Here is a 25,337-nt window from a genome sequence, read left to right as displayed (position 1 = left end):
TTTCCGGCCCGGCTGGTTTTTACTTTAGGGAAAATTCTCATTTTAGGTCACAATTGTGACATTGGCGTGAATTTTGCGCCTTGACCTTTGGCGCCGTAATGGCTATTCATAGTCTGTGATTGCATAGAAAGTAATCACTGTTTTTTTTTCCACCAGATTAATAATGAGGGAAATAAGGCATGAAGAGACAGAAACGCGATCGCCTTGAAAGGGCTCATTCACGCGGTTATCAAGCAGGCATTTCCGGCAGACCAAGGGAGCTTTGTCCCTATCAATCTTTAAATGCGCGGTCTTACTGGTTGGGAGGCTGGCGCAAGGCCATGGAGGACAAGGCTGTAGCGGCTTAGCTCGCCTTGTCGTGATGATGGAGTCGCCTCCGCTTTTGCGGAGGCTTTTTATATGGCGGTGAGGGAGGGATTCGAACCCTCGATACGTTTTCACGTATACACACTTTCCAGGCGTGCTCCTTCAGCCTCTCGGACACCTCACCGCAGTTCGCCGTGGTCATATCGGCGGACGGCGCTAATGTAGGGAAATTAGCGCACAGCGTCAATAAACTTCTGCTTTTGCCGCGCGCGTTTAGCTAAAGTTAAACCAATTTGTCGCTTTACTCGCCACATTCCCCGTTCAGTATGCGCGTTTCGCTTCAAACCAATGTGTAACTTTTATTAACTTGGGCGATTGAGCACCCCGCTGACTGTTCGGCAGGAGCAAAAATGTTATGCTGCCGACTAAAAGCTGACTAAGGAGAATGAGATGAACGCATCCCAACTATTTACCTCAGGGGGCAGAGGCTGAATCATGTATCCCGTCGATTTACATATGCACACCGTTGCCAGCACCCATGCATACAGTACCCTGCATGACTATATCGCCGAGGCGAAGAAAAAAGGTCTTCGCCTGTTCGCTATTACCGACCATGGCCCCGATATGGCGGATGCGCCGCACTATTGGCATTTTATGAATATGAAGGTTTGGCCGCGCGTGGTGGATGGCATAGGGATTTTGCGCGGTATTGAGGCCAATATTAAAAATGTGGACGGCGACATTGATTGCACCGGACCGATGTTGGATCACATGGATTTGGTTATCGCCGGTTTCCATGAGCCGGTATTCCCGCCCCAGGATAAAGCGACCCATACCGCCGCCATGATTGCGGCTATGGCCAATGGCGATACGCATATCATCAGCCATCCCGGCAACCCTAAATTCCCCGTCGATATTCGCGCCATCGCGGAGGCCGCCGCCCGCTATAATGTAGCGCTGGAGCTGAACAACTCCTCCCTTACGCATTCCCGTAAGGGAAGCGAGGCAAACTGCCGGGCCGTCGCGCAAGCCGTGCGCGACGCCGGCGGTTTGCTCTCCTTAGGGTCGGATTCCCACATCGCGTTTTCTCTGGGCGACTTCACTCAGTGCGAACGCATCCTGCGGGAGGTCGATTTCCCGCAGGATCGCATTTTAAACGTGAGTCCTCGGCGGGTGCTGGATTTCCTTGAACAGCGGGGAAGGCCCGCTATCGCTGAGTTTGTTGATATGTGACGTTGTCACCATAAAATGGTAAGCAGGTTTTGCATGAATGAGTTTTCTCTCGTCTGTCGTGTTCTGGGCACGCTATTTTATCGTCGGCCCCAGGATCCGGTGGTGGCGCCGCTGCTTGCTCTGATTCAAGAGGGCAAGCTCCAGCCGCACTGGCCGCTGGAGCAGGATGCGTTGCTGGCGCGTCTGCAAAAAGGGTGCGACATTGCCGCCATCGCCGAAGATTATCAGACGCTGTTTGTCGGCGAGGCGTGCGCCGTTTCTCCCTGGCGCTCATCCTATGATACGGAAGCCGACGCGCCGGACGTGCGCGCTTTTTTACAGCAGAGAGGCATGGAGCTGAATGAGGGCGCCGTCGACCATTTCGGCGGATTGCTTCTGGCGGCATCCTGGCTCGAAGATCGGGCGCAAGAGGATGAAACCGCGGCGCAGATCGCGCTCTTTGACGAATATCTGCTGCCCTGGAGCGGCCGCTTTTTAGGGAAAGTGGAGAGCCATGCCGCGACGGCGTTTTATCGCACCCTGGCGATTATCTGTCGCGAGGCGCTTGACGCTATGCGCGAAGAGCTGGATGAAGCCGAGGTCTTGCCGGATTCAGACTAAGCCGCGGGGCCGAAGAGCAGGTGACGGCCTCGCCGTCACCTGAATAGCGTATCAGTCGGTGAGCAATATAACGATTTTTCCCGGTTTAATTTCAATCCCTTTGGCCATTTTCTTCGCTAGCGCTTCCGTGGCGCTGTTATCCGCATTCAGGATATAGGCGGGTTTTTGCGCGAAATAGCTTTTCAGCGATTGATTCAGGTAAGGGCTCAGCGTGTTCATCACCGTCTGCATTTTCTCTGGTTGAACGGCGTAATCGACTAACTCCATCTCTTGCAGATAAATCGCGCCTTGCTCTTTATCGTATACCGGCTGCGCCTTCAACGTCAGCTTCAGGTCGGCGGTCTGATTGCCGAGCAGGGAGGTGATGTCGACTTTCGCATCGCCGGACAGGGTGACTTTGCCTGGCTCCGCTCTGCCGATTTGGCTGGACAGGCCGGTTAAGACGATATTGGCGTCCACCACGCCGGGTATGCCCAGCTGCTTTTGATAATCGTTATGTTTTTGCAGGTACTGGTTTACCTCCTGCTCATCGATCGTGTACTGCGTCAGTTTGTTGCAGCCGCCCAGCGAAAAAGCCAGCAGCAGTGCCGCGGTGGCGAATCCCAACTTCTTCATTATCCTGGCCTCAAGTCTCATTTCCACCGATGTAATCTATTACAAACGCAGGGTGCATCGCGAGGGGCGTTTCACCAATCGGATAGCGCCGAAAGTGCGGCATAACCCGCCGCCCTTGCGCGACGGGCAACAAGGGCGGCGACACTTTTCTTAATCGCGTTTCGCGCCGCTGCACGCGGCGATGAAGATCGCCTGCGGCGGTTTTTTACTGGGCGAGGCTGCTCAGTAGGGAGATCTGCGTCTGCTTGGCCATATTGTCGCGGTAAGCGGCGACGCGTGATGGCGGCGTGACGCCGGCGACAATCGACAGGGAGCGCAGCATGGGGAATAGGTGAATATCATCTGTGGAGAGTTCGCCGTTACAGGCGTTGGGCTGTACGATCAGCGGGTCCAGTTCCGATAGGTCATTATTCAGTTTCTTAATCAGGCCGGCGGAGTGCTTGAGATGCTCTTCAAAGCTGCCGATCTGCGCTTCCTTTTTATTGATGAAGTATTGCCGGGCCGAGGCGGAGGCGAACTCCTCAAACGCCGCTTTGGCGAAACGGGGAATCACCAGCCGCGAGGTGTAGTCGGAGACTTTGCGCAGCCAGGCGTTAATCTCCGGGTTGATCGGTCCGGTCAATAGCGGCTTGTTATCATAATTATCAATAAAATTAACGATATCCATGCTTTCCGGCATATAGCTGCCGTCATCTTTTTGCAGGATCGGCACCATTTTTTGCCCGATCATTCTCTTGGGCGTTTCTTCATCATCATTGGCTAAAATCAGCAGTTCGACAGGGATATTCTTCAGGCCGAAAATCATGCGGGCTTTTATGCAGTAAGGGCAGTGGTCGTAAACATATAATTTCATCTTCGCTATCCTCTGATTCACGGAAAAAACATTGGCCGCAGGCGCGACCGTGAATGGAGCTGTCATCAAACGACGGCGTAACAATCGATTGAATGTATTAAAGAAGTATGGGGGCCAATACCGGCGAGATCAAATATGCCGGAGAAATAGCGGGGTTATTGACCGCCAAGCATGGCGGGCTCGATACGGCGCAGATTGAATTGCCAGTATAATGCGGCCAGCGTCATCAGGCCGATAACGCCTAACATAAACCAGGGAAGCTCCGGCTGTTCCAGCGCATGTCCGGCGTCGAACAGCCAGCCGCCGCCGCTATAGCCGACGGCGCCTCCCAACGCCAGCCCAAGGCGGCTAAATCCCATATAGCTGCCTCGCGCCCGCGGGTCCGCCAGGGAGGCGCCCAGCGTTTCGCGCGCGGGTTCAGCGATAATCGAACCGATGTAAAACAGGCTGATCAACATCAGTAGGGATTGCAGGCTGGTTGTCAAACCTATCGGGAATAGGCTGACGGACATGATCAGCAGCCCGGCCATCAGGCGTTGTTCCAGGCGAAAGCGTTTTTCGCTCCAGCGGGCGAGCGGGTAAAGCAGCGACAGCGATAGGGTCGCCTCAATGGCATACATCCATTTTATCGCCGTCGGCGTGCCGGCGATTTCATTAACCATAATCGGCAGCATCAGCAGGACCTGAACGGACAGCATGTAATATCCGGTCAGCGTCAACACGTAGGTCAGAAAACGGCGATCGCGGATGACGCGGGTCATCCCTTCGCGCATCGGGATTCTGATCGTCGAGGTGCGATAAGCCGGCAGCAGCCGCCAGTTCTGCGCCGCCGCCAGCACGAAAATCACCGCGCCGACCCAGCAGACCAGCTCAAAGTCATACCGCAGCAGCCAACTGCCGATAAGCGCGCCGATCACCGCGCCGGCGCTGTCCTGCATCATCAGTATGGAATAAAAACGCCCGCGCTCCTGAGGACGGATCAGCTTGACCACCAGCGCGGTTCGCGGCGGATCGAACAGCGTGCCGCCCAGCCCGGAAAGCCCGCAGGAGAGCCATAGCAGCCAGGGCTGATCGGCGATCGCCATAAAGACGAAGCCCAAAGCGCGCAATAGCATTCCCGTTACAATCATCGGTTTCGCGCCGAGGCGGTCGGCAATCGCGCCGGAGAAGATACCCAGCCCTTGCTGAATAAACTGGCGCAAGCCCAGCGCAATCCCCACCAGCAGCGCCGCCCAGCCCAGCTGATCGACGAAGCGAATGGAGATAAGGGGGAAGACGACAAAGAAGCCCAGCACCACCAGCATATTATCCAATAGCAGAAAATATTTGCCTAAGCTCCGGGCTTGCGACATCAGGGGCATGTTTCACCACGAGGAAAAAAGAGGAAAAGAATAACGTTGACTATTCTGTACTCAATTTAGCGTTTGGGATAGCCCGTTGATGGATAATATTTTTTTATCGTAAGAACGGTATCTGAGTAGCATTTTCAGGATAAAAATCAGAATTATCGAATCGATCGCGCAATAACTCAGCGAAGGGGGTTTTACGCCAGAGAATTTATCCGGTTATAGTAAACGCCATCGGCAGTAAACAATATTTTCTGCTTACATAGAGCGCTTGCTCTTTTCATCGCGATAAATTTTGCTTATCGAGCAACTCGCAACCTGGGGGGAGGAATGTTTGGCTATCGTTCTACGCCATCAAAAGTTCGTTTAACGACCGATCGGATGGTGGTGCGTTTGGCTCATGAGCGTGATGCCTGGCGTCTGGCTGAATACTATGCGGAGAACCGTGATTTTCTCAAGCCTTGGGAGCCCGTTCGGGATATCAGCCACTGTTATCCGTCCGGCTGGCACGCGCGCCTGAGCATGATCTGTGATATGCATAAACAGGGCAGCGCTTACTATTTTCTGCTGCTCGACCCGAATGAAAGCGAAGTGTGGGGCGTGGCGAATTTCAGCAATGTGCTGCGCGGGGCTTTCCATGCCTGCTATTTGGGCTATTCCCTCGGCCAGAAATGGCAGGGGCAGGGAGTGATGTTCGAAGCGCTGCAGCCCGCGATACGCTATATGCAGCGGCAGCAGCATATGCATCGGATTATGGCCAACTATATGCCGCATAATCACCGCAGCGGGAATTTACTGGCGCGGCTGGGCTTTGAGCGTGAAGGCTATGCGCAAAACTACCTGCTTATCGACGGGAAATGGCAGGATCATGTTTTGACCGCGCTAACGAATAACGACTGGAAAGCGCAACGCTAAGGAATCGTGATGAAATATCAGCTAAGTGCCAAAGAGGCAAGAGTGATTGGCTGTATGTTGGAAAAGCAGATCGCTACCCCTGAGCAGTACCCCATGTCGTTAAACGGCGTGACGACGGCCTGCAATCAGAAAACAAATCGTGAACCGGTGATGGAACTGAGCGAAAGCGAGGTGCAGCAGACCCTGGATTTGCTGGTAAAAAAGCATTTCTTGCGCACGCTCAGCGGCTTTGGCAATCGGGTGGTTAAATATGAGCATCGCTTTTGCAACTCCGAATTCGGCGATCTGAAGTTTTCCCCGGCGGAGGTGGCCCTGGTGGCGACGTTACTGCTGCGCGGCGCGCAAACGCCCGGCGAATTGCGTACGCGGGCGGCCCGACTGCATGAATTCGCCGACGTTAATGAGGTGGAAACCCATCTGGCCGGGCTACAGCAGCGCGAAGACGGGCCGTTTGTGGCGCGCCTGGCCCGCGAGCCCGGCAAGCGCGAGAGCCGCTATATGCATCTTTTCAGTGCGGAACCGATCGAGGACGCGGCATCGGATGCGGCCGGCGAAACGGAGAGCGGCGTTTTAGCGGCGAGAGTGGAACGCCTGGAGAAGGAAGTCGCGGAACTCAAGCGGCAGCTTGCGGAACTGCTGGCGTAATCGGATACCCCATTGGGAGAGGTGCAATGGCCGCGAATGCATTGACGAAAGCCGATCGGGCAGCGCAGCCCGATTCTCAGGACGAAACGCCCCGAATCGGCATCGTGGGGCTAGGTTCGATTGCGCAAAAAGCCTATTTGCCGATACTCACTCAGGCCGAACGCTGGCGGCTGATCGGCGCCTTCTCCCCCAATCAGGAGAAGACGCGGCGCATCTGCCGGCAATATCGCATGGGGGGCTTTACCGATCTGGAAACGCTGGCGGCGGCCTGTGACGCCGTTTTCGTGCACAGCAGTACCGCTACGCATTTCTCCGTCGTCAGTACGCTGCTTAACGCCGGCGTGCATGTGTACGTCGATAAACCGTTGGCGGAGACCATTGAACAGGCCGAAGCGCTGGTTGAACTGGCGGAGCGGCGGCAAAAAGTGCTGATGGTGGGATTTAACCGGCGTTTTGCGCCGTTATACCTCCAGTTAAAGCATCGGTTACAGCAACCCGCCTCGCTACGGATGGATAAGCATCGTATCGATAGCGTGGGTCCGCAGGAGATGCGGTTTACCCTGTTGGATGATTATCTGCATGTGGTCGACACGGCGCTCTGGCTGATGGACGGGCCGGCCAGGCTGGTCGGCGGCGTATTGCAATCTAATGCGCAGGGGCAGTTGCACTATGCCGAGCATCATTTTCAGACCGATAGCGGTCAAATAACCACCAGCATGCACCGCCGCGCCGGCAGTCAGCGAGAATGGGTGCAGGCCGTGACCGACGGCGCGCTTTATCAGGTCGAGGATATGCGGGAGTGGCGCCAGGATAGTCAGGGAATGACCACCAAACATCCGGCGCCGTCCTGGCAAACCACGCTGGAGCAGCGGGGGTTCGTCGGCGCGGTGAACCATTTTATCGATGCGCTGGAACAGCGCAAAGCGGCGGAAACCTCGGGTCGCCAGGCGCTACTGGCCCAGCGGATGATAGAAGAGCTGCTGAGAATACGCTGAAAAATCCAGCGGTCGTCGCAATCCCCGGTAGCTATTGCGCGCGCAATGCGTAGACTAGTTGCACCGCGAATCAGGATGACCGCTGAAGGGTCATCCTAAACTCCCGAATCTTTCAGAATATAATCGGATGAATTTACTTAAATCACTGGCCGCCGTCAGTTCAATGACTATGCTTTCGCGCCTTTTAGGTTTTGTGCGCGATGCCATCGTAGCGCGCTTTTTCGGCGCGGGAATGGCAACGGATGCGTTTTTTGTCGCGTTTAAGCTGCCCAACCTGTTACGCCGTATTTTCGCCGAGGGCGCGTTTTCTCAGGCTTTTGTTCCTATCCTGGCGGAATACAAGAGCCAGCAGGGAGACGAGGCGACCCGAACCTTTCTGGCTTATGTTTCCGGCATGCTGACGCTGATTTTGGCGCTGGTTACGGTCGCGGGGATGGTGGCCGCGCCCTGGGTGATTATGGTAACGGCGCCCGGTTTTGCCGCCACCGCCGATCGATTTGAACTGACCTCGGCGCTGCTGCGGGTGACTTTCCCTTATATCCTGCTGATTTCCCTGGCGTCAATGGTGGGCTCGGTTCTTAACACCTGGAACCGGTTCTCCGTTCCGGCGTTCGCCCCGACGCTATTAAACGTCAGCATGATTGGGTTTACGCTGTTTGCCGCGCCCTATTTTCATCCGCCGGTGATGGCGCTGGCCTGGGCCGTACTGGTCGGCGGAGTGCTCCAGCTCGGTTATCAGCTGCCGCATCTGAAAAAAATCGGCATGTTGGTTCTTCCCCGCATCAAATGGCGCGATCCCGGCGTCTGGCGGGTGATGAAATTGATGGCGCCCGCGGTGCTGGGGGTGTCGGTTAGCCAAATTTCCCTGATCATCAATACCATTTTCGCTTCTTTTCTGAGCGAAGGCGCGGTGTCGTGGATGTATTACGCCGATCGGTTGATGGAGTTCCCTTCGGGCGTGCTGGGCGTCGCGCTGGGGACGATTCTTCTGCCTTCTCTGGCGAAGAGTTTCGCCAGCGGCGAGCACGGGGAATACTCCCGCCTGATGGATTGGGGATTGCGCCTGTGTTTCATTCTGGCGCTGCCAAGCGCGGTCGCGCTGGGTATTTTAGCGCAGCCGCTAACGGTTTCCCTGTTCCAATACGGAAAATTCAGCGCTTTTGATGCGGCGATGACGCAGCGCGCGCTGATCGCCTACTCGGTGGGGCTGATGGGGCTTATCGTGGTGAAGGTGCTGGTTCCCGGCTTTTACTCCCGCCAGGACATTAAAACGCCGGTAAAAATCGCCATGGTAACGCTGGTTCTGACGCAAGTGATGAACCTGATCTTTATTGGGCCGTTGCAGCATGCCGGGCTGGCGCTATCCATCGGCCTGGCGTCCTGTCTGAATGCCGGACTGCTGTTCTGGCAGTTGCGTAAGCAGGATATTTTTCATCCTCAGCCGGGTTGGTTCGCTTTTCTGGCGAAGCTCGCCATCGCCGTGGTGGTTATGTCGCTGGTATTGCTCGCCATGCTGTGGTGGATGCCGGCCTGGGACGCTGGCGGCATGGCCGTCAGGATCGTTCGGCTGCTGGCGGTTGTGGCGGCCGGGGCCGCCTCTTACTTTGTCATGCTGGCCCTGCTGGGCTTCCGTCCGCGCGACTTCGCGCGCCGCAGCATCTGAAATAATAAACGCCCGGGGACGGGCGTCTGCGTTTGCGATAAACCTTCCTAAAACCGTCATTCCCGCCTGCTGCCGCGGGAATGACGGATTGGCGGGGAAAAAGATTACATCTTCTCTACGGTTTCGATTCCCAGCGTATCCAAACCCTGTTTCAGCGTCTTGGCCGTTAGCAGAGCCAATTTCAGACGGCTTTGGCGAATCTCGTCGCTTTGCGCATTCAAAATCGGGCAATGCTCGTAGAAGCCGGAGAACAAACCCGCCAGATCGTAAAGGTAAGCGCACATCACGTGGGGCGTGCCATCGCGCGCAACGGTGGTGATGACCTCTTCAAATTGCAGCAGGCGAGCGGCGAGGGCGAACTCGCGGTCGTCGTGCAAAACAACCGGCTGCGTCAGGCTCTCTTCCTGAATGCCGGCACGTTTAAAGATCGACGCCACGCGAGTGTAGGCATATTGCATATAGGGCGCGGTATTGCCCTCGAATGACAACATGTTGTCCCAGTCAAAGATGTAATCGGTGGTGCGGCTTTTCGACAGGTCGGCGTATTTTACCGCGCCGATAGAGACCGCGTTCGCCAGTTCGCGCAGTTCATCGCCGTCCATCTGCGGATTTTTTTCAGCGATGAGTTTACTGGCGCGCTCATAAGCCTCATCCAGCAAATCGGCGAGCTTAATCGTACCGCCCGAGCGGGTTTTAAACGGTTTGCCGTCTTTGCCCAGCATCATGCCGAACATATGATGTTCCAGGCTGACGGAGTCCGGCACATAGCCGGCCTTACGCACGATGGTCCAGGCCTGCATAAGATGCTGATGCTGGCGGGAGTCGATGTAGTAAAGCACCCGGTCGGCATGCAGCGTCTCGTAACGGTATTTCGCGCAGGCGATGTCGGTGGTGGTGTAGAGATAGCCGCCATCTTTTTTCTGGATGATGACGCCCATGGGGTCGCCTTCCTTGTTTTTAAACTCATCAAGGAATACCACCGTCGCGCCTTCGCTCTCTACCGCCAGACCTTTGGCTTTGAGATCGGCGACAATGCCCGGCAACATGCTGTTGTAGAGGCTCTCGCCCATCACGTCGTCTTTCGTCAGCGTGACGTTAAGACGATCATAGGTAATCTGATTCTGCGTCATGGTGATGTCGACGAGCTTGCGCCACATCTGGCGGCAATATTCATCGCCGCCCTGCAGTTTCACCACATAGCCGCGGGATTTTTCAGCAAACTCGGCATCTTCGTCGTAATGCTTTTTCGCTTCGCGATAGAATGCTTCAAAATCGGACAGCACCATATCATCGGCACGATCGCTCTGCACTTTTTCAAGGTAGGCGATCAGCATCCCGAACTGCGTTCCCCAGTCGCCGACGTGGTTGGCGCGAATGACATGATGGCCAAGAAATTCCTGCGTGCGTACGGCGGCGTCGCCGATAATGGTGGAACGCAAATGGCCGACGTGCATTTCTTTCGCCACATTGGGGGCGGAGTAATCGATAACGATGGTTTGCGGCTCAACCGGCGTCACGCCCAGTTTAGGCGCGCGCAATGCATTCTCTACCTGGCTGGCCAGCCACTGTTTATCAAGAAAAATATTAATAAAGCCGGGACCGGCGATGTCTGTTTTTTCGGCGATGCCGTCCAATGCCAAATGCTGAACGACTTTTTCCGCCAGCTGACGCGGCGGCATGCCGAGCTTTTTGGCAACGGCCATTACGCCGTTGGCCTGATAATCACCAAACTGTGCTTTTGCCGATTGACGGACCTGAGCTTCGCTACCGATTGGAGCACCCGCTGCGGTCAATGCCTGGCTGACTTTTTCGGAGAGAAGAGCCTGTATATTCACCGGTTTACCTTAAATAAAAAATCAAGCCCTGCTTATACCATATTTGCCTTGACGAGTCAGCAGATGGGGGAAGTGTTACGGTAAAAGATGACATGCTCACATTAAACGCGGATGGGAAAGTGGAACAGTGAGATATTGGCAATGCTTATAGTTTTTATGTAACAGCCCGAGAACAATAGATAAACTGTTTTTAACGTTTCCTCGTTCTGGGATGAGCGCCAATTTTTTGTTCGTTTCTGATCCTAAAGTGGCGAAAAATAGCATAGGCCGCAATGATAATCAGCAAAACTGATATGATTAATAGCATCATGGTATATGACTCAAGCGTATTATTTGATAATTTAAACTATCCTGTTTCTTTCCCCCATTCAATGGGAGAGGGTTTTATTTAAGATAACTCTCAATAAAAATAAGGCGGGAATCGTACGTCGTTTCGCTATATGCATAAATCGATAATAAAAGTTATTTATACCATTTTTGTTCATCATGGCAGCATGGTCGGCGGTTTTTACTTACCAAGCCACCTGTTTTTGTAAGTTTATTAGAATCCGTTCTTTTGCGTCATGGCATCAATAATTTGGCTATTTGTTTAATAATCAATCTTTTTTCGTTCATTTATCATAATAATCGTATGTCGTTTTTTTTGCGCCAAAAGCACTAAAAATCAAAAATGGATAAAATATAGCGTTTTTAACAAAAAATATGGATACAGATATTATCACCATGTAGATTATTCTTTAACAGTTAAAATAACTAGTAAAGGACTTATAACCAGTATGTTACCTGAAGATTTGGCTCTCGATTTGGCGCGTTTCGAACAAGAATTAAATAGCTTTGCGGCGCAGCTGCAGCTGGATTTGACGCAGTTTAGCGCCGATCACATTTCGCTGCGCTGTCACCAATATGCCACCGCCGAACGCTGGAAGACGCAAATGCTGAGCAGAGGAACCCTGTTTTCTGAAAAGATGATTAATGGTCGGATTATCTGCCTGTTTATATTAGATATGAAAATCGACGTCGGCCCCTGGCGGATTGATTGTATTGAGTTACCCTGGCCGGGAAAGAAACATTATCCCCATGAAGGATGGGAACATGTGGAATTAGTATTGCCGGGTATGCCTGATACGCTGCATCAACGGGCGCTGGCCTGTTTATCGGATGAAGCCTTGCGTTCTCCCGGCGTAAAAATTAACTTCAGCTCGCCGCAGGGCGAAAGAGAGCGGCTGCCTAATCCCACGCTGGCCGTCTCCAACGGTAAGATAACGATAAAATTTCATTCATGCGATATTCGCGATATTGTCATAAGCGAAAGCGATAGCAAATAAAAGCGATTGCAATTGACGATAGCGGATTAATGAACATTAATCAGGCTGACGTCTTTGCGTCACATAACCCGTATTAATGAAACTGTGCTTTATGTCATATTTATTTCAATCTGTTATCGCGTTCATTGTGACCATCATCTCCTTACTCTCCTCGCTTGAATGCCATAGTTAGTCGATCACGCAATTTAGGATGATGCCACGTTCTTTGGCTAATTTAAGGGAAATGAAATCCAGCGGTATTCAGTTGTTTTAATGGAGGTGGAGATGGCAAAACTGGAGGTGTGCTGCTATAGCATTGAGTGCGCGCTAACCGCCGAGCAGGCAGGGGCTGACCGGGTTGAGCTCTGTTCCGGTCTGCGGGATGGCGGGTTAACCCCGGCATACGGACTACTGCGAACCGCTCGTGAAAAAATAGGCATTCCCGTTCATCCGATGGTGCGGCCGCGCGGCGGCGACTTCTGCTATAGCGCGGCGGAGTTCGCCGCGATGAAATACGATCTTGAACAAATAAAGGCGATGGGCTTTCCGGGCGTTGTTCTGGGTATGCTCGACGCGGAAGGCCATATTGACCTGCCGAAAATGCGGGAGGTGATGACGCTCTCCCAGGGGATGGAGGTGACCTTTCATCGCGCATTCGATATGTGCCTGAACCCTTATGTCGCGCTGCAACAGCTGACCGATTTGGGCGTTTCGCGCATCCTGACTTCCGGCCAGCAGCAGACCGCGGAAAACGGATTGGCGTTATTACGTGAACTAACCCATGCCAGCCGTGGTCCAATCATTATGGCCGGTTCCGGCGTGCGTCTGACCAATCTCCATAAGTTTCAGCAGAGCGGCATTCGGGAGCTACACAGTTCCGCGGGCCAGTGGTCGCCATCCGCCATGCGCTATTGCAAAATCGGCGTTTCCATGTGTTTTGACAGCGATGTTGATGAGTTCAGCCACTACTGCGTCGATGGCGACGTGGTCGCCGCGATGAAGCGGGCGCTGGACTCGGACTGTACGACATCGCCGGTTTCATAAATATATCAGGCCGAGGGAGAGTCTGCCTGCCAGAGCACCTTGCCGCGCAGCACGCCATCAGGTCTGCTTGCGAGTACCAAGCCCCGGCGCGTTGCCGGGGCTTTTTTTCTTTAATCTTGATGCGTCGTTTTTGTAGCGAGGCGTTAGGTTTCGAACCAGGATGGGCCGTATCCGGTTATGGTGTGGGGCGATATGTCCACCGCCCGGAGAAAATCTCGTGGCGTCCGGCGGCGCGAGGCCGTGGCGAAAACGCCGCCGTTTATCTAAGTTGAGATAAAACGGCAAAAAATAGCAAAGTAGAGGCGACGATGATAATCGTCGTAATGGCCTTGCGTAGAAAAGGTATCTTCCCGATCTTGGTTGATGCCAGGGCTTTCTCGATAAGCGACAACGCCGGGATCATTATCAGGATATACAAAAAGACCAACAGGGAAACGAAAGGCGGATAAATCATACTTATGCTATCTCTTGGGCTGCGTATCTATCGCGCGTAGCAGACATCGATCTGTTCCTGCGACAAACGATACGCGCGCGGGTTGTGGTTTACTGGCAGATAGCCGTTGGAAAAGCGCGCTACATGGACGCATCATCCGCCGTAGATGCTTTTTATTGTCGGCAACCAACCATTGTTCCTCCAAAAGAGTCGCCCGAAGGTGACGTAGCCTAGCGTCAACACTTAGGAGATATATGTTGGTCATCGGCTATACCCAACGCTGATATTGTATTGATAATAGGAATCATTATCAATACTAGCTTTTAGCATACGCGCTCCATGAGTGGAGTATGGAGGAGAAATGCAAGATCTTCCTATTGAAAAAGCGTTCACCCTGATAGAGGCGGGGCCGGTTATCCTGGTTACGACCCATGATGGCAAGAAAGACAATGTAATGACCATCAGTTGGACGATGGTGCTGGGGTTCTCGGCGTCGTTCGCCATTACCACCGGGGCGTGGAATTACTCCTATGCCGCGCTGCGAACATCAAGAGAGTGCGTTCTTTCAATTCCCACCGTCGATATGATAGATACGGTCGTCGGTATCGGGATCTGTTCAGGGCGGAACACCGATAAATTTCACCGGTTCGGCCTTACGCCGGTGCGCGGCAGGCATGTCCGGGCGCCCCTTATCAAGGAGAGCCTGGCCAACATAGAGTGCCGGGTGGTCGATATTATCGCGCAGCACGACATCGTCGTGCTGGACGGTGTCGCCGCGTATTACGACGCCGCGCGGATCGAGAAGAGAACGATTCACGCGGTGGGCGACGGTACCTTTATTGTGGATGGCCGGCGGATTGATCGAAAAGAGATGATGCGATCCAAACTTCCGGAAGGGTGATAAAATCCCGGCGCGTCGCCGGGAATGGCATCAGGGTTTACGGGCGACCAATACGGCGCGCACCGGCGCGGGGTAGCCCTCGATGGTTTTGCCGCGGTCGTTCGGATCGAGAAAATCGGCCAGCGATTCGGTGGGCATCCAATCGGTTGTGCGCTGTTCCTCCGGCGTGGTGACGCAAATATCCACGACCCGAACGTCGATAAATCCACATTTCGCCAGCCATTGCGTCAGCGCGGCGGGCGAGGGGATAAAGTAGACGTTGCGCATCTGCGCATAGCGATCTCCCGGCACCAGCACCTGATGTTCGTCCCCTTCGACGACCAGCGTTTCCAACACCAGCTCGCCGCCGGACACCAGCTGGTTTTTCAATTGCCATAGGTGGTCGAGCGGGGAGCGGCGGTGATACAGCACGCCCATGGAAAATACGCTGTCAAACGCCGCCAGTTCAGGCAGCTGTTCTATTCCCAGGGGCAGAACGTGGGCGCGCCGATCGCCGCCCAACAGTTTACGTACCGCTTCAAACTGGCATAAGAACAGCTGCATGGGATCAATGCCGACGGCCAGCCGCGCGCCTTCGCCTACCATGCGCCACAGATGATAGCCGCTGCCGCAACCGACATCGAGAACCAGGCGATCTCGTAACGGGCTGATGTGGGGAAGCACGCGCTGCCATTTCCAGTCGGATCGCCATTCGGTATTGATATCGACGCCGTAAAGGGAGAACGGGCCTTTTCGCCACGGCATCAGGTTGCGCAGCAGCATTTCAATGCCTTCCCGCTGTCCGGCGGCAATATCGGGCGCCATAGCGGCGGCGACGCCGGCGGCGAGATCCAGGTGCGTGGGCGTCAGGGCGGGAAGATGCTCCAGCGTATTGAACCACAGCTTGAATTTACCGTGCAGCGACTCCTGCTGCCAACTGCTCAACTGCGAGGGCAGCGTATTCAGCCAGTGGCTGAGCGGTCCTGTGGCGATTTGCTGATAAAAGTTGCCGAAATCGATCATCCCTGTTCCCCTGTTTTGATCGCTAATAATGAACCAAAATTGAAGCACTGGAACCAGAGTTCGCCGTGCTCAAAGCCCGCCAGTTTCAACCGATTTTTATGCGTGTCGACGGAGTCCGTCAGCATGACGTTTTCCAGCATGCTGCGCTTCTGGCTTATCTCCAATTCGCTATAGCCGTTTGCGCGCTTGAAGTCGTGGTGCATATTGAATAACAGCTCATCCACTTCGGCGTCGGCAAAGCTGAATTTTTCAGACAGCACCAGCGCGCCGCCCGGTATTAAGCCCTGATAAATCCTATCGATCAGCCGCTGACGCTGGTTCGGTTCGAGAAACTGCAGCGTAAAGTTCAGAACGACCATAGACGCGTTTTCGATTTCAACATCGAGGATATCGGCCTCTAGAATGTCGACCGGCGTGTCGGCGCGAAAGGCGTCAATATGGTTGCGGCAGCGTTTGACCATCGCCGGGGAGTTATCCACCGCGATGATTTTACAGCCCGGAACGCGAATATTACGCCGCATCGACAGCGTGGCGGCGCCTAACGAGCAGCCCAGATCGTAGATCTGGCTATCCGGTTGGACAAAACGTTCCGCCAGCATGCCGATCATCGAAATGATGTTGGAATAGCCGGGCACCGATCGTTGAATCATATCGGGAAAAACTTCGGCAACGCGTTCGTCGAATGTCCAATCGCCCAGATTGGCGATCGGCGCGGAAAAAAGCATGTCGCGGTTTGGCATGGCGAAAAATAGTGGCTGAGATAAATAAATGAGGGAAAGCATTCTAGCAGAATGGCGTAAGAAAGCATGTATGCCCTTCATACATACTGCAAACTGCGGGCGTGTCGGCTTTGTCCGACAGCGCGCATTATTTGGGCGATATCGCCGTCATCTTTCAGCCGGCAGGCGGACGGGCGCGCGATTCGGCGGCGTCGGCAAGTTGATATAAGCGATTAGCTCAGTGTAAATACCATTTCCCACGGCAGGTAGTAGAGATTGAGCAGCGACATCAGAACCAGGGAGACATAGGTTGCCATCATGCCCGAGCGCCGCCAGCGGAATTCGCGCTGGCGCAGGCCGTAGTAGTGAAATAAACGCCCAATAATCAGCAAAATGCCGCATAGATGGATGGTTGCCACCATCGCGCCGTTCATTTCCATCAGCACCAGTAAAATCGCGCCGATAGGAATATATTCCACCGCATTGCCATGTACCCGAATGGCCGTTTGCAGTTCGTAAAACCCGCCGTCTCCATAGGCCACGCGGTACTGCATTCTGAGTTTCACGACGTCGATAGATAGCTTAATCAGCAACAATGCGCCAAGCACTACGTAGAGTGCGCTTACCATTTTTAACTCCATGATCTAACCGAAAACGGCTTGCAGAATGATAGCTTTCCGCATCAAAGCTGTCGCCTGTAAAGCCAACTTTTTTTATTGGAATACCTTATTAAAAAGAAAAGCGGCGACGATCTTTTTTATAAGTAAAAAGACTAATGGAGCCCGAATGGCTAAGCGTTGGCGGCGACTAACCGCGGCTCATCGCCGGCGGCTAAAACAGAGATGCCTGCTGAGGCCAGTCCGGCGGCGCCGGCAGCGCGGGGACGACAGCGGCGAGCAGCGGCCAAAGCTGTTGCGCCAGCGCGGGGGCGTCGCCGATATCCGGCGTATGAATAAACAGAAAGGGCCGCGCGCTGTCCGTCCACTGCGGCAGTTTGGTTAGCCAGGGTTGAAACCAATGCAGGTTTTCCGCAAGATTTTCGCTGCCGATAAAACGAATAATGGGCTGAGACGCGGTTAATACCGCATGCACCGGCACGCGCGGTTTTTTGCGCTGCGCCTCGCGCATCGCCGGGCTGTCCGGCGCGGCATGATGGACGGGCCGGCTGTCCATGATCGTTCGGTTGACGCCGCGCTGCCGTAGCCCCTGGTTCAAGGCGCGCTCATCGTCGCCCTTGGCGAAAAACCGAGGGTGGCGGACCTCCACGCCGTAGCTGAACCCTTGGGGCAGCGCATCGAGGAATTGCCACAGCGCGGGGAGTTGCGCCGGACCAAAGGCCGCCGGCAGTTGCAGCCAGAGTTGTCCGATGCGCGCGGCAAGCGGTTCCAGACACTGAAAAAAGCTGGCCACATCCTGTTCGCAGTGACGCAGGGCCGCCTGGTGGCTGATGACGGACGGGAATTTAAAACAGAAGCGAAAATCATCCGTCGTCATGCCCCGCCAGCGCATAACCAGCTCGCGACCGGGTAAGGCGTAAAACGTGGTATTCCCTTCAACGCAGTTAAAGTAGCGGGAATAGTCGGCCAGATCGCACAGCCCTAAACGGCTCCAGGCGGGATGTTGCCACTGGGGTAATCCGATATGCATGATTTTGTTCCGGTAACAAATTGGCCTTATATTAACGGTCATTTTATTAACCGATAACGAAAATTAGTAAAAAGAGTGTGCGGACACCCTGTAGAGCGTTACCTTCACACTTATCGTCCGGGTGAATTTCCTTTATAATAGCCGCCTTTTTTCACCGGACAGTAATCCAGAAAAACCATGCCGCCCAGCGAAGAGACCACGGCTTTTTCAACCGCCAGAGGCTGACGAAAAGGGTGAGTTGCGCGGCTGAGTAAAAGGACATAGCGATGCGTACTGAATATTGCGGACAGTTGAATTTGTCCCATGTGGGCCAGGAAGTGACATTGTGCGGTTGGGTTAACCGCCGCCGCGATCTGGGTGGTTTGATTTTTATCGACATGCGTGACCGCGAAGGTCTGGTTCAGGTGTTTTTTGACCCGGATCGTCAGGATGTGCTGAAACAGGCGGCCGAACTGCGCAACGAATTCTGTATCCAGCTTAAAGGCGTCGTACGCGCCCGTCCGGATAATCAGATTAATAAGGATATGGCCACCGGTGAAGTCGAAGTCCTGGCCACTGCGCTGACGATCATCAACCGCGCCGAGCCGCTGCCGCTGGATTCGAACCAGACCAATACGGAAGAGGCGCGCCTTAAGTACCGTTATCTGGACCTGCGCCGTCCTGAAATGGCGCAGCGCCTGAAAACCCGTGCGCGCATTACCAGCTTTGTCCGGCGGTTCATGGATGCGCATGGCTTTCTGGATATTGAAACGCCGATGCTGACCAAAGCGACGCCGGAGGGCGCGCGTGACTATCTGGTGCCAAGCCGGGTGCATAAGGGCAAATTTTACGCCTTGCCGCAGTCTCCCCAGCTATTCAAACAGCTGCTGATGATGTCCGGTTTCGACCGCTATTACCAAATCGTCAAATGCTTCCGCGATGAAGATTTGCGCGCCGACCGTCAGCCTGAATTTACGCAGATCGACGTCGAAACCTCATTCATGACCGCGCCGCAGGTGCGCGAGGTGATGGAAAAAATGGTGCGCCAGCTGTGGCTGGAAATCAACGGCGTCGAGCTGGGCGATTTCCCGATCATGACCTTCGCCGAAGCCATGCGCCGTTTTGGTTCGGACAAGCCGGATCTGCGTAATCCACTGGAGCTGGTTGATGTGGACGATCTGGTTAAGGATATTGAATTTAAAGTATTCTCCGGCCCGGCGAATGACGCCAAAGGCCGCGTCGCGGCGATTCGGGTGCCGGGCGGCGCGAAACTGAGCCGTAAGCAAATTGATGAATACGGCAAATTTATCGAAATTTACGGCGCGAAAGGATTGGCTTATATCAAAGTCAATGAGCGCGCCAAAGGGCTTGAAGGGATACAGAGTCCGGTGGCGAAATTCCTTAACGAGGCGCTACTGTCCGCGTTATTGGAACGCACCGCCGCCGTCGACGGCGATATTCTGTTCTTCGGCGCCGACAGCGCCAGCGTGGTCACGGATGCGCTGGGCGCGCTGCGCCTGAAGCTGGGGCGCGATCTGAGTCTGACCGACGAAGATAGCTGGCGGCCGCTGTGGGTTATCGATTTCCCGATGTTTGAAGACGACGGAGAGGGAGGCCTGACGGCGATGCACCATCCGTTTACCGCTCCGCGCGATATGACGCCCGCCGAGCTGGCGGCGCAGCCGGTAGCGGCGATCGCCAACGCTTATGACATGGTATTGAACGGCTATGAAGTAGGCGGCGGTTCGGTGCGCATTCATAACGGCGACATGCAGCAAACGGTGTTCGGCATCCTGGGCATCAACGAGCGCGAGCAGCGCGAGAAGTTCGGCTTCCTGCTGGACGCGCTGAAATTCGGCACGCCGCCGCACGCCGGGCTGGCTTTCGGACTGGATCGTCTGGTCATGCTGTTGACCGGAACCGATAATATCCGTGATGTTATCGCCTTCCCGAAAACGACGGCCGCCGCCTGTCTGATGACGGAAGCGCCAAGTTTCGCCAACCCCGACGCGCTGGATGAGCTCTCCATTGCCGTGGTGGGAAAAGGCAAAGCCGCACAGGACAGTAAATTCGAGAATCAATGATATGACATACAAGCGGCCCGTCTCGGTTCTGGTGGTGATTTACGCCCGCGATACCGGGCGGGTGCTGATGCTGCAACGGCGTGACGATCCCGACTTCTGGCAATCGGTAACCGGTAGCCTGGAAGAGGGGGAGAGCGCGGCGTGCGCCGCACGGCGTGAAGTTAAAGAAGAGGTTAATATTGATATATCCGCCGAGGCATTATCGCTCTTTGACTGTCAGCGCTGTATTGAGTTTGAGCTTTTCGCTCATTTAAGACGTCGCTATGCGCCGGGAATAACGCGCAACACGGAGCACTGGTTCTGTCTGGCGTTGCCTGGGGAACGCGAGGTGGAGATTAGCGAACACCTCGCCTACCAGTGGCTGGATGCGCCGAGCGCGGCGCAGCTTACCAAGTCGTGGAGTAACCGGCAGGCGATTGAGGAATTTGTTATTTATCCGGCCTGAACAGGCTTTTTTCGGAGATTTTTATGGCAGGTCATAGTAAGTGGGCCAACACAAAGCATCGTAAAGCAGCGCAGGACGCGAAGCGCGGTAAAATTTTCACCAAAATTATCCGCGAATTGGTTACCGCCGCCAGATTGGGCGGCGGCGACCCGGGAGCGAACCCGCGCCTGCGTGCCGCCGTCGATAAAGCCCTGTCCAACAACATGACGCGCGATACCCTGAACCGCGCCATCGCCCGCGGCGTGGGCGGCGACGACGACGCCAACATGGAAACCATCATCTATGAAGGATACGGTCCCGGCGGCACGGCCGTGATGGTTGAATGCCTGAGCGACAACCGCAACCGCACCGTTTCCGAGGTTCGCCATGCGTTCACCAAAAGCGGCGGCAACCTGGGAACCGACGGCTCCGTCGCCTACCTGTTCAGCAAAAAGGGCGTGATCTCTTACGCGCCGGGCCTGGATGAAGATACGGTGATGGATGCCGCGCTGGAAGCCGGCGCGGACGACGTCGTCACCTATGACGACGGCGCTATCGATGTCTACACGCCGTGGGAAACCTTTGGCGAAGTAAAAGATGCGCTGGATGCGGCCGGTCTGGTGGCGGAAGCGGCCGAAGTTTCCATGGTGCCGTCGACCAAAGCGGATATGGACGCGGAAACCGCGCCGAAACTGATGCGCCTGATCGATATGCTGGAAGACTGCGACGACGTGCAGGAGGTTTACCACAACGGCGAGATCTCCGATGAGGTGGCCGCATTACTGTAAGCGGGGCGGTATGGTGATGGGACGGCCGCGCCTTTCCGCCCGGCGAACCGACGGAGCGTCGCGATGACGGTGATACTCGGCATCGACCCCGGTTCGCGCGTGACGGGGTATGGCATCGTTCGCCAGCGGGGGCGTCATATCGCCTACCTCGGCAGCGGTTGCATCCGTACGGTGGTTGATGATTTGCCCACGCGTCTTAAGCTGATTTATGCCGGCGTGAGTGAAATCATCACCCAGTTTCATCCGGATTGTTTCGCCATCGAGCAGGTCTTTATGGCGAAGAACCCCGACTCGGCGCTCAAGCTGGGGCAGGCGCGCGGCGCGGCGATCGTCGCGGCGGTGAATCAGGATCTGCCGGTGTTCGAGTATGCGGCGCGTCTGGTAAAGCAGACCGTGGTGGGCACTGGGGCGGCGGATAAAAAGCAGGTGCAGCATATGGTGCGATCGCTGCTTAAGCTATCCGCCAGCCCGCAGGCCGATGCGGCGGACGCGCTGGCGATCGCCATTACCCACTGTCATTCCAGCCAGAGCCTTATCCGGATGGGCGTTGAGAAACGGCATCCGGCGCCAGGGCGGCTACGCTGAAATTTGAAGCTGGATATTCATCCCACTAGGGCTACTGACAAAGTCAGATATGAGGGGAAACACGGGGGGAGGTTCCCGCAGGGATGCCTCACCCCCGTGGTCGCCCCGTGTATCTCGATCTGACAGACGGGGTTGTCAGCAAACTCAGGCTGGATATTCATCCAGCTTTTTTTATGTTATAAGCTATACGATATTCAATCTTTGCCAATAAACGTAAAAGGAAGAGAACGTGATCGGTCGTCTCAGAGGCATTATTCTGGAAAAACAGCCGCCGCAGGTGCTGATAGAAGCCAACGGCGTTGGCTATGAAGTCCACATGCCGATGACCTGCTTTTACGAACTTCCCGAGCTTTCTCAGGAAGCCGTCATCTTCACCCATTTCGTGGTGCGCGAAGACGCGCAACTGCTGTTCGGCTTCAATGATAAGCAGGAGAGGGCGCTATTTCGCGAACTGATTAAAGTCAACGGCGTGGGCCCCAAGCTGGCGCTGGCCATTCTTTCGGGGATGTCCGCCTCGCAGTTCGTCGGCGCGGTGGAGCGGGAAGAGATCGGCGCGCTGATTAAGTTGCCTGGCGTGGGTAAGAAAACCGCCGAACGGCTGATGGTGGAGATGAAAGGCCGCTTTAAGGGCCTGAGCGGAGATTTATTTAATTCAACAGGCGATGTTCCGTTAACGCCGGCGTCGGCCGCCGATAGCGATATCGGCGATCCTGAAGCCGAAGCGGCTGCGGCATTGGTATCTTTAGGCTATAAGCCGCAGGAGGCCAGCCGGCTGATTTCCAAGGTCGCTCGTCCTGACGCAGACTGCGAAACCCTGATCAGGGACGCGCTGCGCGCTGCGCTGTGAGGTATTCATGATTGAAGCAGATCGCTTGATTTCCGCGGAGGCTATCCCCGAAGAGGAATTTATTGACCGCGCCATTCGGCCGAAACTGCTGGCGGAGTACGTCGGGCAGCCTCAGGTGCGCGAGCAGATGGAAATTTTCATTCAGGCGGCGCGTAAGCGCGGCGACGCGCTGGATCATCTGTTGATTTTCGGCCCGCCGGGGCTGGGGAAAACCACGCTGGCGAATATCGTCGCGAATGAAATGGGCGTGAATCTGCGCACCACATCCGGTCCGATACTGGAAAAAGCCGGGGATTTGGCGGCGCTGCTGACCAATCTGGAACCGCATGACGTGCTGTTTATCGATGAGATCCACCGCATGTCGCCCGTCGTTGAAGAGGTGCTGTATCCGGCGATGGAAGATTACCAACTGGATATCATGATTGGCGAGGGGCCGGCGGCCCGTTCGATTAAGCTGGATTTGCCGCCGTTCACGCTGATCGGCGCCACGACCCGCGCCGGATCCCTGACCTCGCCGTTGCGCGATCGTTTTGGCATCGTCCAACGGCTCGAATTTTATAAGGTTGAGGATTTGCAATATATCGTCAGCCGCAGCGCGCGGTGCCTGGGGCTTGACCTCACCGATGACGGCGCGCGGGAAGTCGCCAGGCGTTCGCGCGGTACGCCGCGTATCGCCAACCGGCTGCTGAGGCGGGTGCGCGACTTCTCGGAGGTTAAATCCGAGGGCGCGATTACCGCCGAGGTAGCCATGCTGGCGTTGGATATGCTGGCGGTGGATACCGAAGGTTTCGACTACATGGACCGGAAACTGTTGCTGGCGATTATTGATAAATTCACCGGCGGCCCGGTAGGGTTGGATAACCTGGCGGCGGCCATCGGCGAAGAGCGGGAAACCATAGAAGACGTCATCGAGCCTTTTCTGATTCAGCAAGGGTTTATTCAGCGGACGCCGCGGGGAAGAATGGCGACGCAACACGCGTACCGCCATTTCGGCCTGACGCGCGAAGCGTGATAGCCTGCGTTACGCAGGCTGTTTCTTGATTAAACTGACGGCAAACAACAGAGACGCGCAAAGTACCACTGAAGGGCCGGCCGGCGTGTTGTAGCCGGCGGAAAACGCCAGGCCGCCGGTAATGGCGGCCATGCCGATGCCTATCGCCAAAGCGGCCATCTGCTCCGGGGTCCGGGCGAAACGCCGGGCGCTGGCGGCGGGGATAATCAATAGCGACGTAATGATGAGCGCGCCGACAAACTTCATGGATATGCCGATCGTCAGCGCGGTGACCAGCATCAGAATCAGCTTGGTACGCTGGAGATTGACGCCGTCGACATGCGCCAGTTCGGGGCTAATCGTCATGGATAATAGCGCCCGCCATTGCCAGCCCAGCACCGCAATCACCACGGCGACGCCGCAGCCGATTATCCCGAGATCGTCGCGGGTAACGGAGAGCAAATCCCCGAACAGATACGCCATCAGATCCACCCGGACGTTATCCATCAGGCTCACAACCACCAGCCCGAGCGACAGCGCGCTGTGCGCCATAATTCCCAGCAGGGTATCAATCGACAGATAGGGACGCCGTTCCAGCCACACCAGCCCAAGCGCCAGCGCCAGGGTAACAACAATGACGGCATAAAACAGATTAACGTCCAGCAGCAAACCGAAGGCGACGCCCAGCAGCGACGCGTGAGCCAGCGTATCGCCGAAGTAGGACATACGTCGCCAGACGACGAACGAACCCAGCGGACCCGCCGCAACGGCCAGGAAAATCCCCGCCAGCCAGCCGGGAAACAAAAGCTCAATCATGCGTCGTTTCCCCCCTGTCTTTTCAGAATGACGCGTCCGTTCAAATCGTGACGATGATTATGATGATGGCGGTAAACCGCCAGCTGTTCGGCGCCGCGATGGCCGAACATGGCCAGAAATTCGGGATGCAGGGAGACCACTTCGGGGGTGCCGGAACAGCAGACATGCTGGTTGAGGCACAGCACTTCATCCGTTTTCGCCATAACCAGATGGAGATCGTGAGAGACCATCAGTACGCCGCAGTTAAATTCCTGACGCAGCTGGTTGATAAGATCGTACAGCGCGAGCTGGCCGTTGACGTCCACGCCCTGCGTCGGTTCGTCCAACACCAGCAACTGCGGGTGATTCAATAACGCCCGGGCCAGAAGGACGCGCTGATTCTCCCCGCCGGACAGCTTTTGCATCGGCTGCTCCAGCAGATGCGCCGCCTGAACGCGTTTCAGCGCCGGCAGAATATCCTGTCGTTTAACGCCGGGCCGCAGGCGCATAAAACGGCTGACGGTCAAAGGCAGCGTCGCATCCAGGTGCAGTTTTTGCGGGACATAGCCAATCCGTAGCCCCGGCGTTTTTTGCAGCGTGCCCGATGTGGGCGACAGCAGGCCAAGCACGATGCGAACCAGCGTTGATTTGCCCGCGCCGTTAGGCCCGAGCAGCGTAAGAATACGTCCCGCCTGTAGCGACAGCGAGACATCCGACAGCACGTTGCGGCTGCCGAATGACACCGCAATATGATTGAGTGATACCAATGTGGACATAGAATTCGATTT

26 protein-coding genes and 1 tRNA gene are annotated in these 25,337 nt (G+C 55.4%); 16 read left to right on the top strand and 11 right to left on the bottom strand.

Annotated elements, in window-relative coordinates:
• Positions 1-179: 179 nt before the first annotated feature.
• Positions 180-347, top strand: a complete 168-nt coding sequence (gene rmf / locus VSX58_RS03960) for a ribosome modulation factor (protein WP_239783775.1) — start codon at positions 180-182, stop codon at positions 345-347.
• Between the two features lie 53 nt (positions 348-400).
• Here the strand turns inward: rmf and VSX58_RS03955 are convergent.
• Positions 401-490 (bottom strand) — tRNA-Ser (locus tag VSX58_RS03955).
• Positions 491-801: 311 nt separating this feature from the next.
• Between VSX58_RS03955 and VSX58_RS03950 the strand changes: the two genes are divergently transcribed.
• Together VSX58_RS03950 and VSX58_RS03945 are read left to right on the top strand one after the other, a co-directional pair.
• Entirely contained in the window at positions 802-1,539 is a 738-nt protein-coding gene (locus VSX58_RS03950; protein ID WP_327616903.1) for a phosphatase, read from the top strand.
• Positions 1,540-1,572: 33 nt separating this feature from the next.
• The gene (locus VSX58_RS03945; RefSeq protein ID WP_327616902.1) at positions 1,573-2,139 is read left to right on the top strand and encodes a TorD/DmsD family molecular chaperone; all 567 of its coding nucleotides are present in this window, start codon (positions 1,573-1,575) and stop codon (positions 2,137-2,139) included.
• Positions 2,140-2,190: 51 nt separating this feature from the next.
• Here the strand turns inward: VSX58_RS03945 and VSX58_RS03940 are convergent, their stop codons facing one another.
• The 3 genes from VSX58_RS03940 to mdtH all read right to left on the bottom strand — a co-directional run bounded on the left by VSX58_RS03940 (position 2,191) and on the right by mdtH (position 4,968).
• Positions 2,191-2,754, bottom strand: a complete 564-nt coding sequence (locus VSX58_RS03940; RefSeq protein WP_327616901.1) for a lipoprotein — start codon at positions 2,752-2,754, stop codon at positions 2,191-2,193.
• Between the two features lie 205 nt (positions 2,755-2,959).
• Positions 2,960-3,607, bottom strand: a complete 648-nt coding sequence (gene grxB / locus VSX58_RS03935; RefSeq protein WP_327616900.1) for a glutaredoxin 2 — start codon at positions 3,605-3,607, stop codon at positions 2,960-2,962.
• Positions 3,608-3,762: 155 nt separating this feature from the next.
• The gene (mdtH, locus tag VSX58_RS03930) at positions 3,763-4,968 is read right to left on the bottom strand and encodes a multidrug efflux MFS transporter MdtH (RefSeq protein ID WP_327616899.1); all 1,206 of its coding nucleotides are present in this window, start codon (positions 4,966-4,968) and stop codon (positions 3,763-3,765) included.
• 315 nt (positions 4,969-5,283) lie between these two features.
• Here mdtH and rimJ point away from each other — a divergent pair, with 315 nt between their 5' ends.
• From rimJ to murJ, 4 genes are all read left to right on the top strand, one after another.
• Positions 5,284-5,868, top strand: a complete 585-nt coding sequence (rimJ, locus tag VSX58_RS03925) for a ribosomal protein S5-alanine N-acetyltransferase (RefSeq protein WP_327616898.1) — start codon at positions 5,284-5,286, stop codon at positions 5,866-5,868.
• A gap of 9 nt (positions 5,869-5,877) precedes the next feature.
• Positions 5,878-6,513: a YceH family protein gene (locus VSX58_RS03920; RefSeq protein ID WP_327616897.1), complete on the top strand. Its 636-nt coding sequence runs from the start codon at positions 5,878-5,880 to the stop codon at positions 6,511-6,513.
• A 26-nt stretch (positions 6,514-6,539) separates the two neighbouring features.
• A complete protein-coding gene (locus VSX58_RS03915; protein ID WP_327616896.1) occupies positions 6,540-7,508 on the top strand; it encodes a Gfo/Idh/MocA family protein in 969 nt (322 codons plus the stop codon).
• Between the two features lie 127 nt (positions 7,509-7,635).
• The gene (gene murJ / locus VSX58_RS03910; RefSeq protein WP_327616895.1) at positions 7,636-9,171 is read left to right on the top strand and encodes a murein biosynthesis integral membrane protein MurJ; all 1,536 of its coding nucleotides are present in this window, start codon (positions 7,636-7,638) and stop codon (positions 9,169-9,171) included.
• A 104-nt stretch (positions 9,172-9,275) separates the two neighbouring features.
• On the opposite strand, the gene argS is transcribed toward murJ, so the two are convergent.
• Complete coding sequence (argS, locus tag VSX58_RS03905; protein ID WP_327616894.1) at positions 9,276-11,006, bottom strand: arginine--tRNA ligase; 1,731 nt, start codon at positions 11,004-11,006, stop codon at positions 9,276-9,278.
• Between the two features lie 776 nt (positions 11,007-11,782).
• Here argS and VSX58_RS03900 point away from each other — a divergent pair.
• The 3 genes from VSX58_RS03900 to VSX58_RS03890 all read left to right on the top strand — a co-directional run bounded on the left by VSX58_RS03900 (position 11,783) and on the right by VSX58_RS03890 (position 14,688).
• A complete protein-coding gene (locus VSX58_RS03900) occupies positions 11,783-12,331 on the top strand; it encodes a VOC family protein (protein WP_327616893.1) in 549 nt (182 codons plus the stop codon).
• Positions 12,332-12,595: 264 nt separating this feature from the next.
• Positions 12,596-13,354 carry a copper homeostasis protein CutC gene (gene cutC, locus VSX58_RS03895; RefSeq protein WP_327616892.1) on the top strand — a complete coding sequence of 253 codons (759 nt, stop codon included), beginning with the start codon at positions 12,596-12,598 and terminating at the stop codon, positions 13,352-13,354.
• Between the two features lie 794 nt (positions 13,355-14,148).
• Complete coding sequence (locus VSX58_RS03890; protein WP_327616891.1) at positions 14,149-14,688, top strand: flavin reductase family protein; 540 nt, start codon at positions 14,149-14,151, stop codon at positions 14,686-14,688.
• 30 nt (positions 14,689-14,718) lie between these two features.
• On the opposite strand, the gene cmoB is transcribed toward VSX58_RS03890, so the two are convergent.
• The 4 genes from cmoB to VSX58_RS03870 all read right to left on the bottom strand — a co-directional run bounded on the left by cmoB (position 14,719) and on the right by VSX58_RS03870 (position 18,056).
• Positions 14,719-15,690, bottom strand: coding sequence for a tRNA 5-methoxyuridine(34)/uridine 5-oxyacetic acid(34) synthase CmoB (cmoB, locus tag VSX58_RS03885; protein ID WP_327616890.1), 972 nt, complete (start codon positions 15,688-15,690; stop codon positions 14,719-14,721).
• Positions 15,687-16,430: a carboxy-S-adenosyl-L-methionine synthase CmoA gene (cmoA, locus tag VSX58_RS03880; protein ID WP_327616889.1), complete on the bottom strand. Its 744-nt coding sequence runs from the start codon at positions 16,428-16,430 to the stop codon at positions 15,687-15,689. The genes cmoB and cmoA overlap by 4 nt, the downstream gene beginning before the upstream one ends.
• A gap of 212 nt (positions 16,431-16,642) precedes the next feature.
• A complete protein-coding gene (locus tag VSX58_RS03875) occupies positions 16,643-17,038 on the bottom strand; it encodes an MAPEG family protein (protein WP_327616888.1) in 396 nt (131 codons plus the stop codon).
• 202 nt (positions 17,039-17,240) lie between these two features.
• Positions 17,241-18,056 carry a DUF72 domain-containing protein gene (locus tag VSX58_RS03870; protein ID WP_327616887.1) on the bottom strand — a complete coding sequence of 272 codons (816 nt, stop codon included), beginning with the start codon at positions 18,054-18,056 and terminating at the stop codon, positions 17,241-17,243.
• A gap of 266 nt (positions 18,057-18,322) precedes the next feature.
• On the opposite strand from VSX58_RS03870, the gene aspS reads away from it, so the two are divergent.
• The 6 genes from aspS (at position 18,323) to ruvB (ending at position 23,775) form a co-directional block, all read left to right on the top strand.
• Positions 18,323-20,119, top strand: coding sequence for an aspartate--tRNA ligase (gene aspS, locus VSX58_RS03865; protein ID WP_327616886.1), 1,797 nt, complete (start codon positions 18,323-18,325; stop codon positions 20,117-20,119).
• Positions 20,112-20,564, top strand: a complete 453-nt coding sequence (gene nudB, locus VSX58_RS03860; RefSeq protein ID WP_327617062.1) for a dihydroneopterin triphosphate diphosphatase — start codon at positions 20,112-20,114, stop codon at positions 20,562-20,564. Before aspS ends, nudB begins: the two co-directional genes overlap by 8 nt.
• Before the next feature lie 23 nt (positions 20,565-20,587).
• Positions 20,588-21,331: a YebC/PmpR family DNA-binding transcriptional regulator gene (locus VSX58_RS03855; RefSeq protein ID WP_327614893.1), complete on the top strand. Its 744-nt coding sequence runs from the start codon at positions 20,588-20,590 to the stop codon at positions 21,329-21,331.
• Between the two features lie 63 nt (positions 21,332-21,394).
• The gene (gene ruvC, locus VSX58_RS03850; protein WP_327614892.1) at positions 21,395-21,916 is read left to right on the top strand and encodes a crossover junction endodeoxyribonuclease RuvC; all 522 of its coding nucleotides are present in this window, start codon (positions 21,395-21,397) and stop codon (positions 21,914-21,916) included.
• A 229-nt stretch (positions 21,917-22,145) separates the two neighbouring features.
• The gene (gene ruvA, locus VSX58_RS03845; protein WP_327614891.1) at positions 22,146-22,763 is read left to right on the top strand and encodes a Holliday junction branch migration protein RuvA; all 618 of its coding nucleotides are present in this window, start codon (positions 22,146-22,148) and stop codon (positions 22,761-22,763) included.
• A 7-nt stretch (positions 22,764-22,770) separates the two neighbouring features.
• Positions 22,771-23,775 (top strand): Holliday junction branch migration DNA helicase RuvB, encoded by a 1,005-nt coding sequence (gene ruvB / locus VSX58_RS03840; protein ID WP_327614890.1) that lies wholly within the window; start codon positions 22,771-22,773, stop codon positions 23,773-23,775.
• Between the two features lie 9 nt (positions 23,776-23,784).
• Here the strand turns inward: ruvB and znuB are convergent, their stop codons facing one another.
• Together znuB and znuC are read right to left on the bottom strand one after the other, a co-directional pair.
• Positions 23,785-24,570 carry a zinc ABC transporter permease subunit ZnuB gene (gene znuB / locus VSX58_RS03835; RefSeq protein ID WP_327616885.1) on the bottom strand — a complete coding sequence of 262 codons (786 nt, stop codon included), beginning with the start codon at positions 24,568-24,570 and terminating at the stop codon, positions 23,785-23,787.
• Positions 24,567-25,325 carry a zinc ABC transporter ATP-binding protein ZnuC gene (gene znuC, locus VSX58_RS03830; protein WP_327616884.1) on the bottom strand — a complete coding sequence of 253 codons (759 nt, stop codon included), beginning with the start codon at positions 25,323-25,325 and terminating at the stop codon, positions 24,567-24,569. Before znuC ends, znuB begins: the two co-directional genes overlap by 4 nt.
• Between the last annotated feature and the right edge of the window lie 12 nt (positions 25,326-25,337).

This window comes from Brenneria populi (genome assembly GCF_036016195.1).
GTDB lineage: Bacteria > Pseudomonadota > Gammaproteobacteria > Enterobacterales > Enterobacteriaceae > Brenneria > Brenneria populi.
Note: the sequence above shows the minus strand (reverse complement) of the source record. Positions and strands in the feature narration are given on the sequence as shown.

Bases quoted from the DNA above. Each gene is read 5' to 3' on its own strand.
- rmf (WP_239783775.1), top strand. From the start codon at position 180: ATGAAGAGACAGAAACGCGATCGCCTTGAAAGGGCTCATTCACGCGGT.
- VSX58_RS03950 (WP_327616903.1), top strand. From the start codon at position 802: ATGTATCCCGTCGATTTACATATGCACACCGTTGCCAGCACCCATGCA.
- VSX58_RS03945 (WP_327616902.1), top strand. From the start codon at position 1,573: ATGAATGAGTTTTCTCTCGTCTGTCGTGTTCTGGGCACGCTATTTTAT.
- VSX58_RS03940 (WP_327616901.1), bottom strand. From the start codon at position 2,754: ATGAAGAAGTTGGGATTCGCCACCGCGGCACTGCTGCTGGCTTTTTCG.
- grxB (WP_327616900.1), bottom strand. From the start codon at position 3,607: ATGAAATTATATGTTTACGACCACTGCCCTTACTGCATAAAAGCCCGC.
- mdtH (WP_327616899.1), bottom strand. From the start codon at position 4,968: ATGCCCCTGATGTCGCAAGCCCGGAGCTTAGGCAAATATTTTCTGCTA.
- rimJ (WP_327616898.1), top strand. From the start codon at position 5,284: ATGTTTGGCTATCGTTCTACGCCATCAAAAGTTCGTTTAACGACCGAT.
- VSX58_RS03920 (WP_327616897.1), top strand. From the start codon at position 5,878: ATGAAATATCAGCTAAGTGCCAAAGAGGCAAGAGTGATTGGCTGTATG.
- VSX58_RS03915 (WP_327616896.1), top strand. From the start codon at position 6,540: ATGGCCGCGAATGCATTGACGAAAGCCGATCGGGCAGCGCAGCCCGAT.
- murJ (WP_327616895.1), top strand. From the start codon at position 7,636: ATGAATTTACTTAAATCACTGGCCGCCGTCAGTTCAATGACTATGCTT.
- VSX58_RS03900 (WP_327616893.1), top strand. From the start codon at position 11,783: ATGTTACCTGAAGATTTGGCTCTCGATTTGGCGCGTTTCGAACAAGAA.
- cutC (WP_327616892.1), top strand. From the start codon at position 12,596: ATGGCAAAACTGGAGGTGTGCTGCTATAGCATTGAGTGCGCGCTAACC.
- VSX58_RS03890 (WP_327616891.1), top strand. From the start codon at position 14,149: ATGCAAGATCTTCCTATTGAAAAAGCGTTCACCCTGATAGAGGCGGGG.
- cmoB (WP_327616890.1), bottom strand. From the start codon at position 15,690: ATGATCGATTTCGGCAACTTTTATCAGCAAATCGCCACAGGACCGCTC.
- cmoA (WP_327616889.1), bottom strand. From the start codon at position 16,430: ATGCCAAACCGCGACATGCTTTTTTCCGCGCCGATCGCCAATCTGGGC.
- VSX58_RS03875 (WP_327616888.1), bottom strand. From the start codon at position 17,038: ATGGTAAGCGCACTCTACGTAGTGCTTGGCGCATTGTTGCTGATTAAG.
- VSX58_RS03870 (WP_327616887.1), bottom strand. From the start codon at position 18,056: ATGCATATCGGATTACCCCAGTGGCAACATCCCGCCTGGAGCCGTTTA.
- aspS (WP_327616886.1), top strand. From the start codon at position 18,323: ATGCGTACTGAATATTGCGGACAGTTGAATTTGTCCCATGTGGGCCAG.
- VSX58_RS03855 (WP_327614893.1), top strand. From the start codon at position 20,588: ATGGCAGGTCATAGTAAGTGGGCCAACACAAAGCATCGTAAAGCAGCG.
- ruvC (WP_327614892.1), top strand. From the start codon at position 21,395: ATGACGGTGATACTCGGCATCGACCCCGGTTCGCGCGTGACGGGGTAT.
- ruvB (WP_327614890.1), top strand. From the start codon at position 22,771: ATGATTGAAGCAGATCGCTTGATTTCCGCGGAGGCTATCCCCGAAGAG.
- znuB (WP_327616885.1), bottom strand. From the start codon at position 24,570: ATGATTGAGCTTTTGTTTCCCGGCTGGCTGGCGGGGATTTTCCTGGCC.
- znuC (WP_327616884.1), bottom strand. From the start codon at position 25,325: ATGTCCACATTGGTATCACTCAATCATATTGCGGTGTCATTCGGCAGC.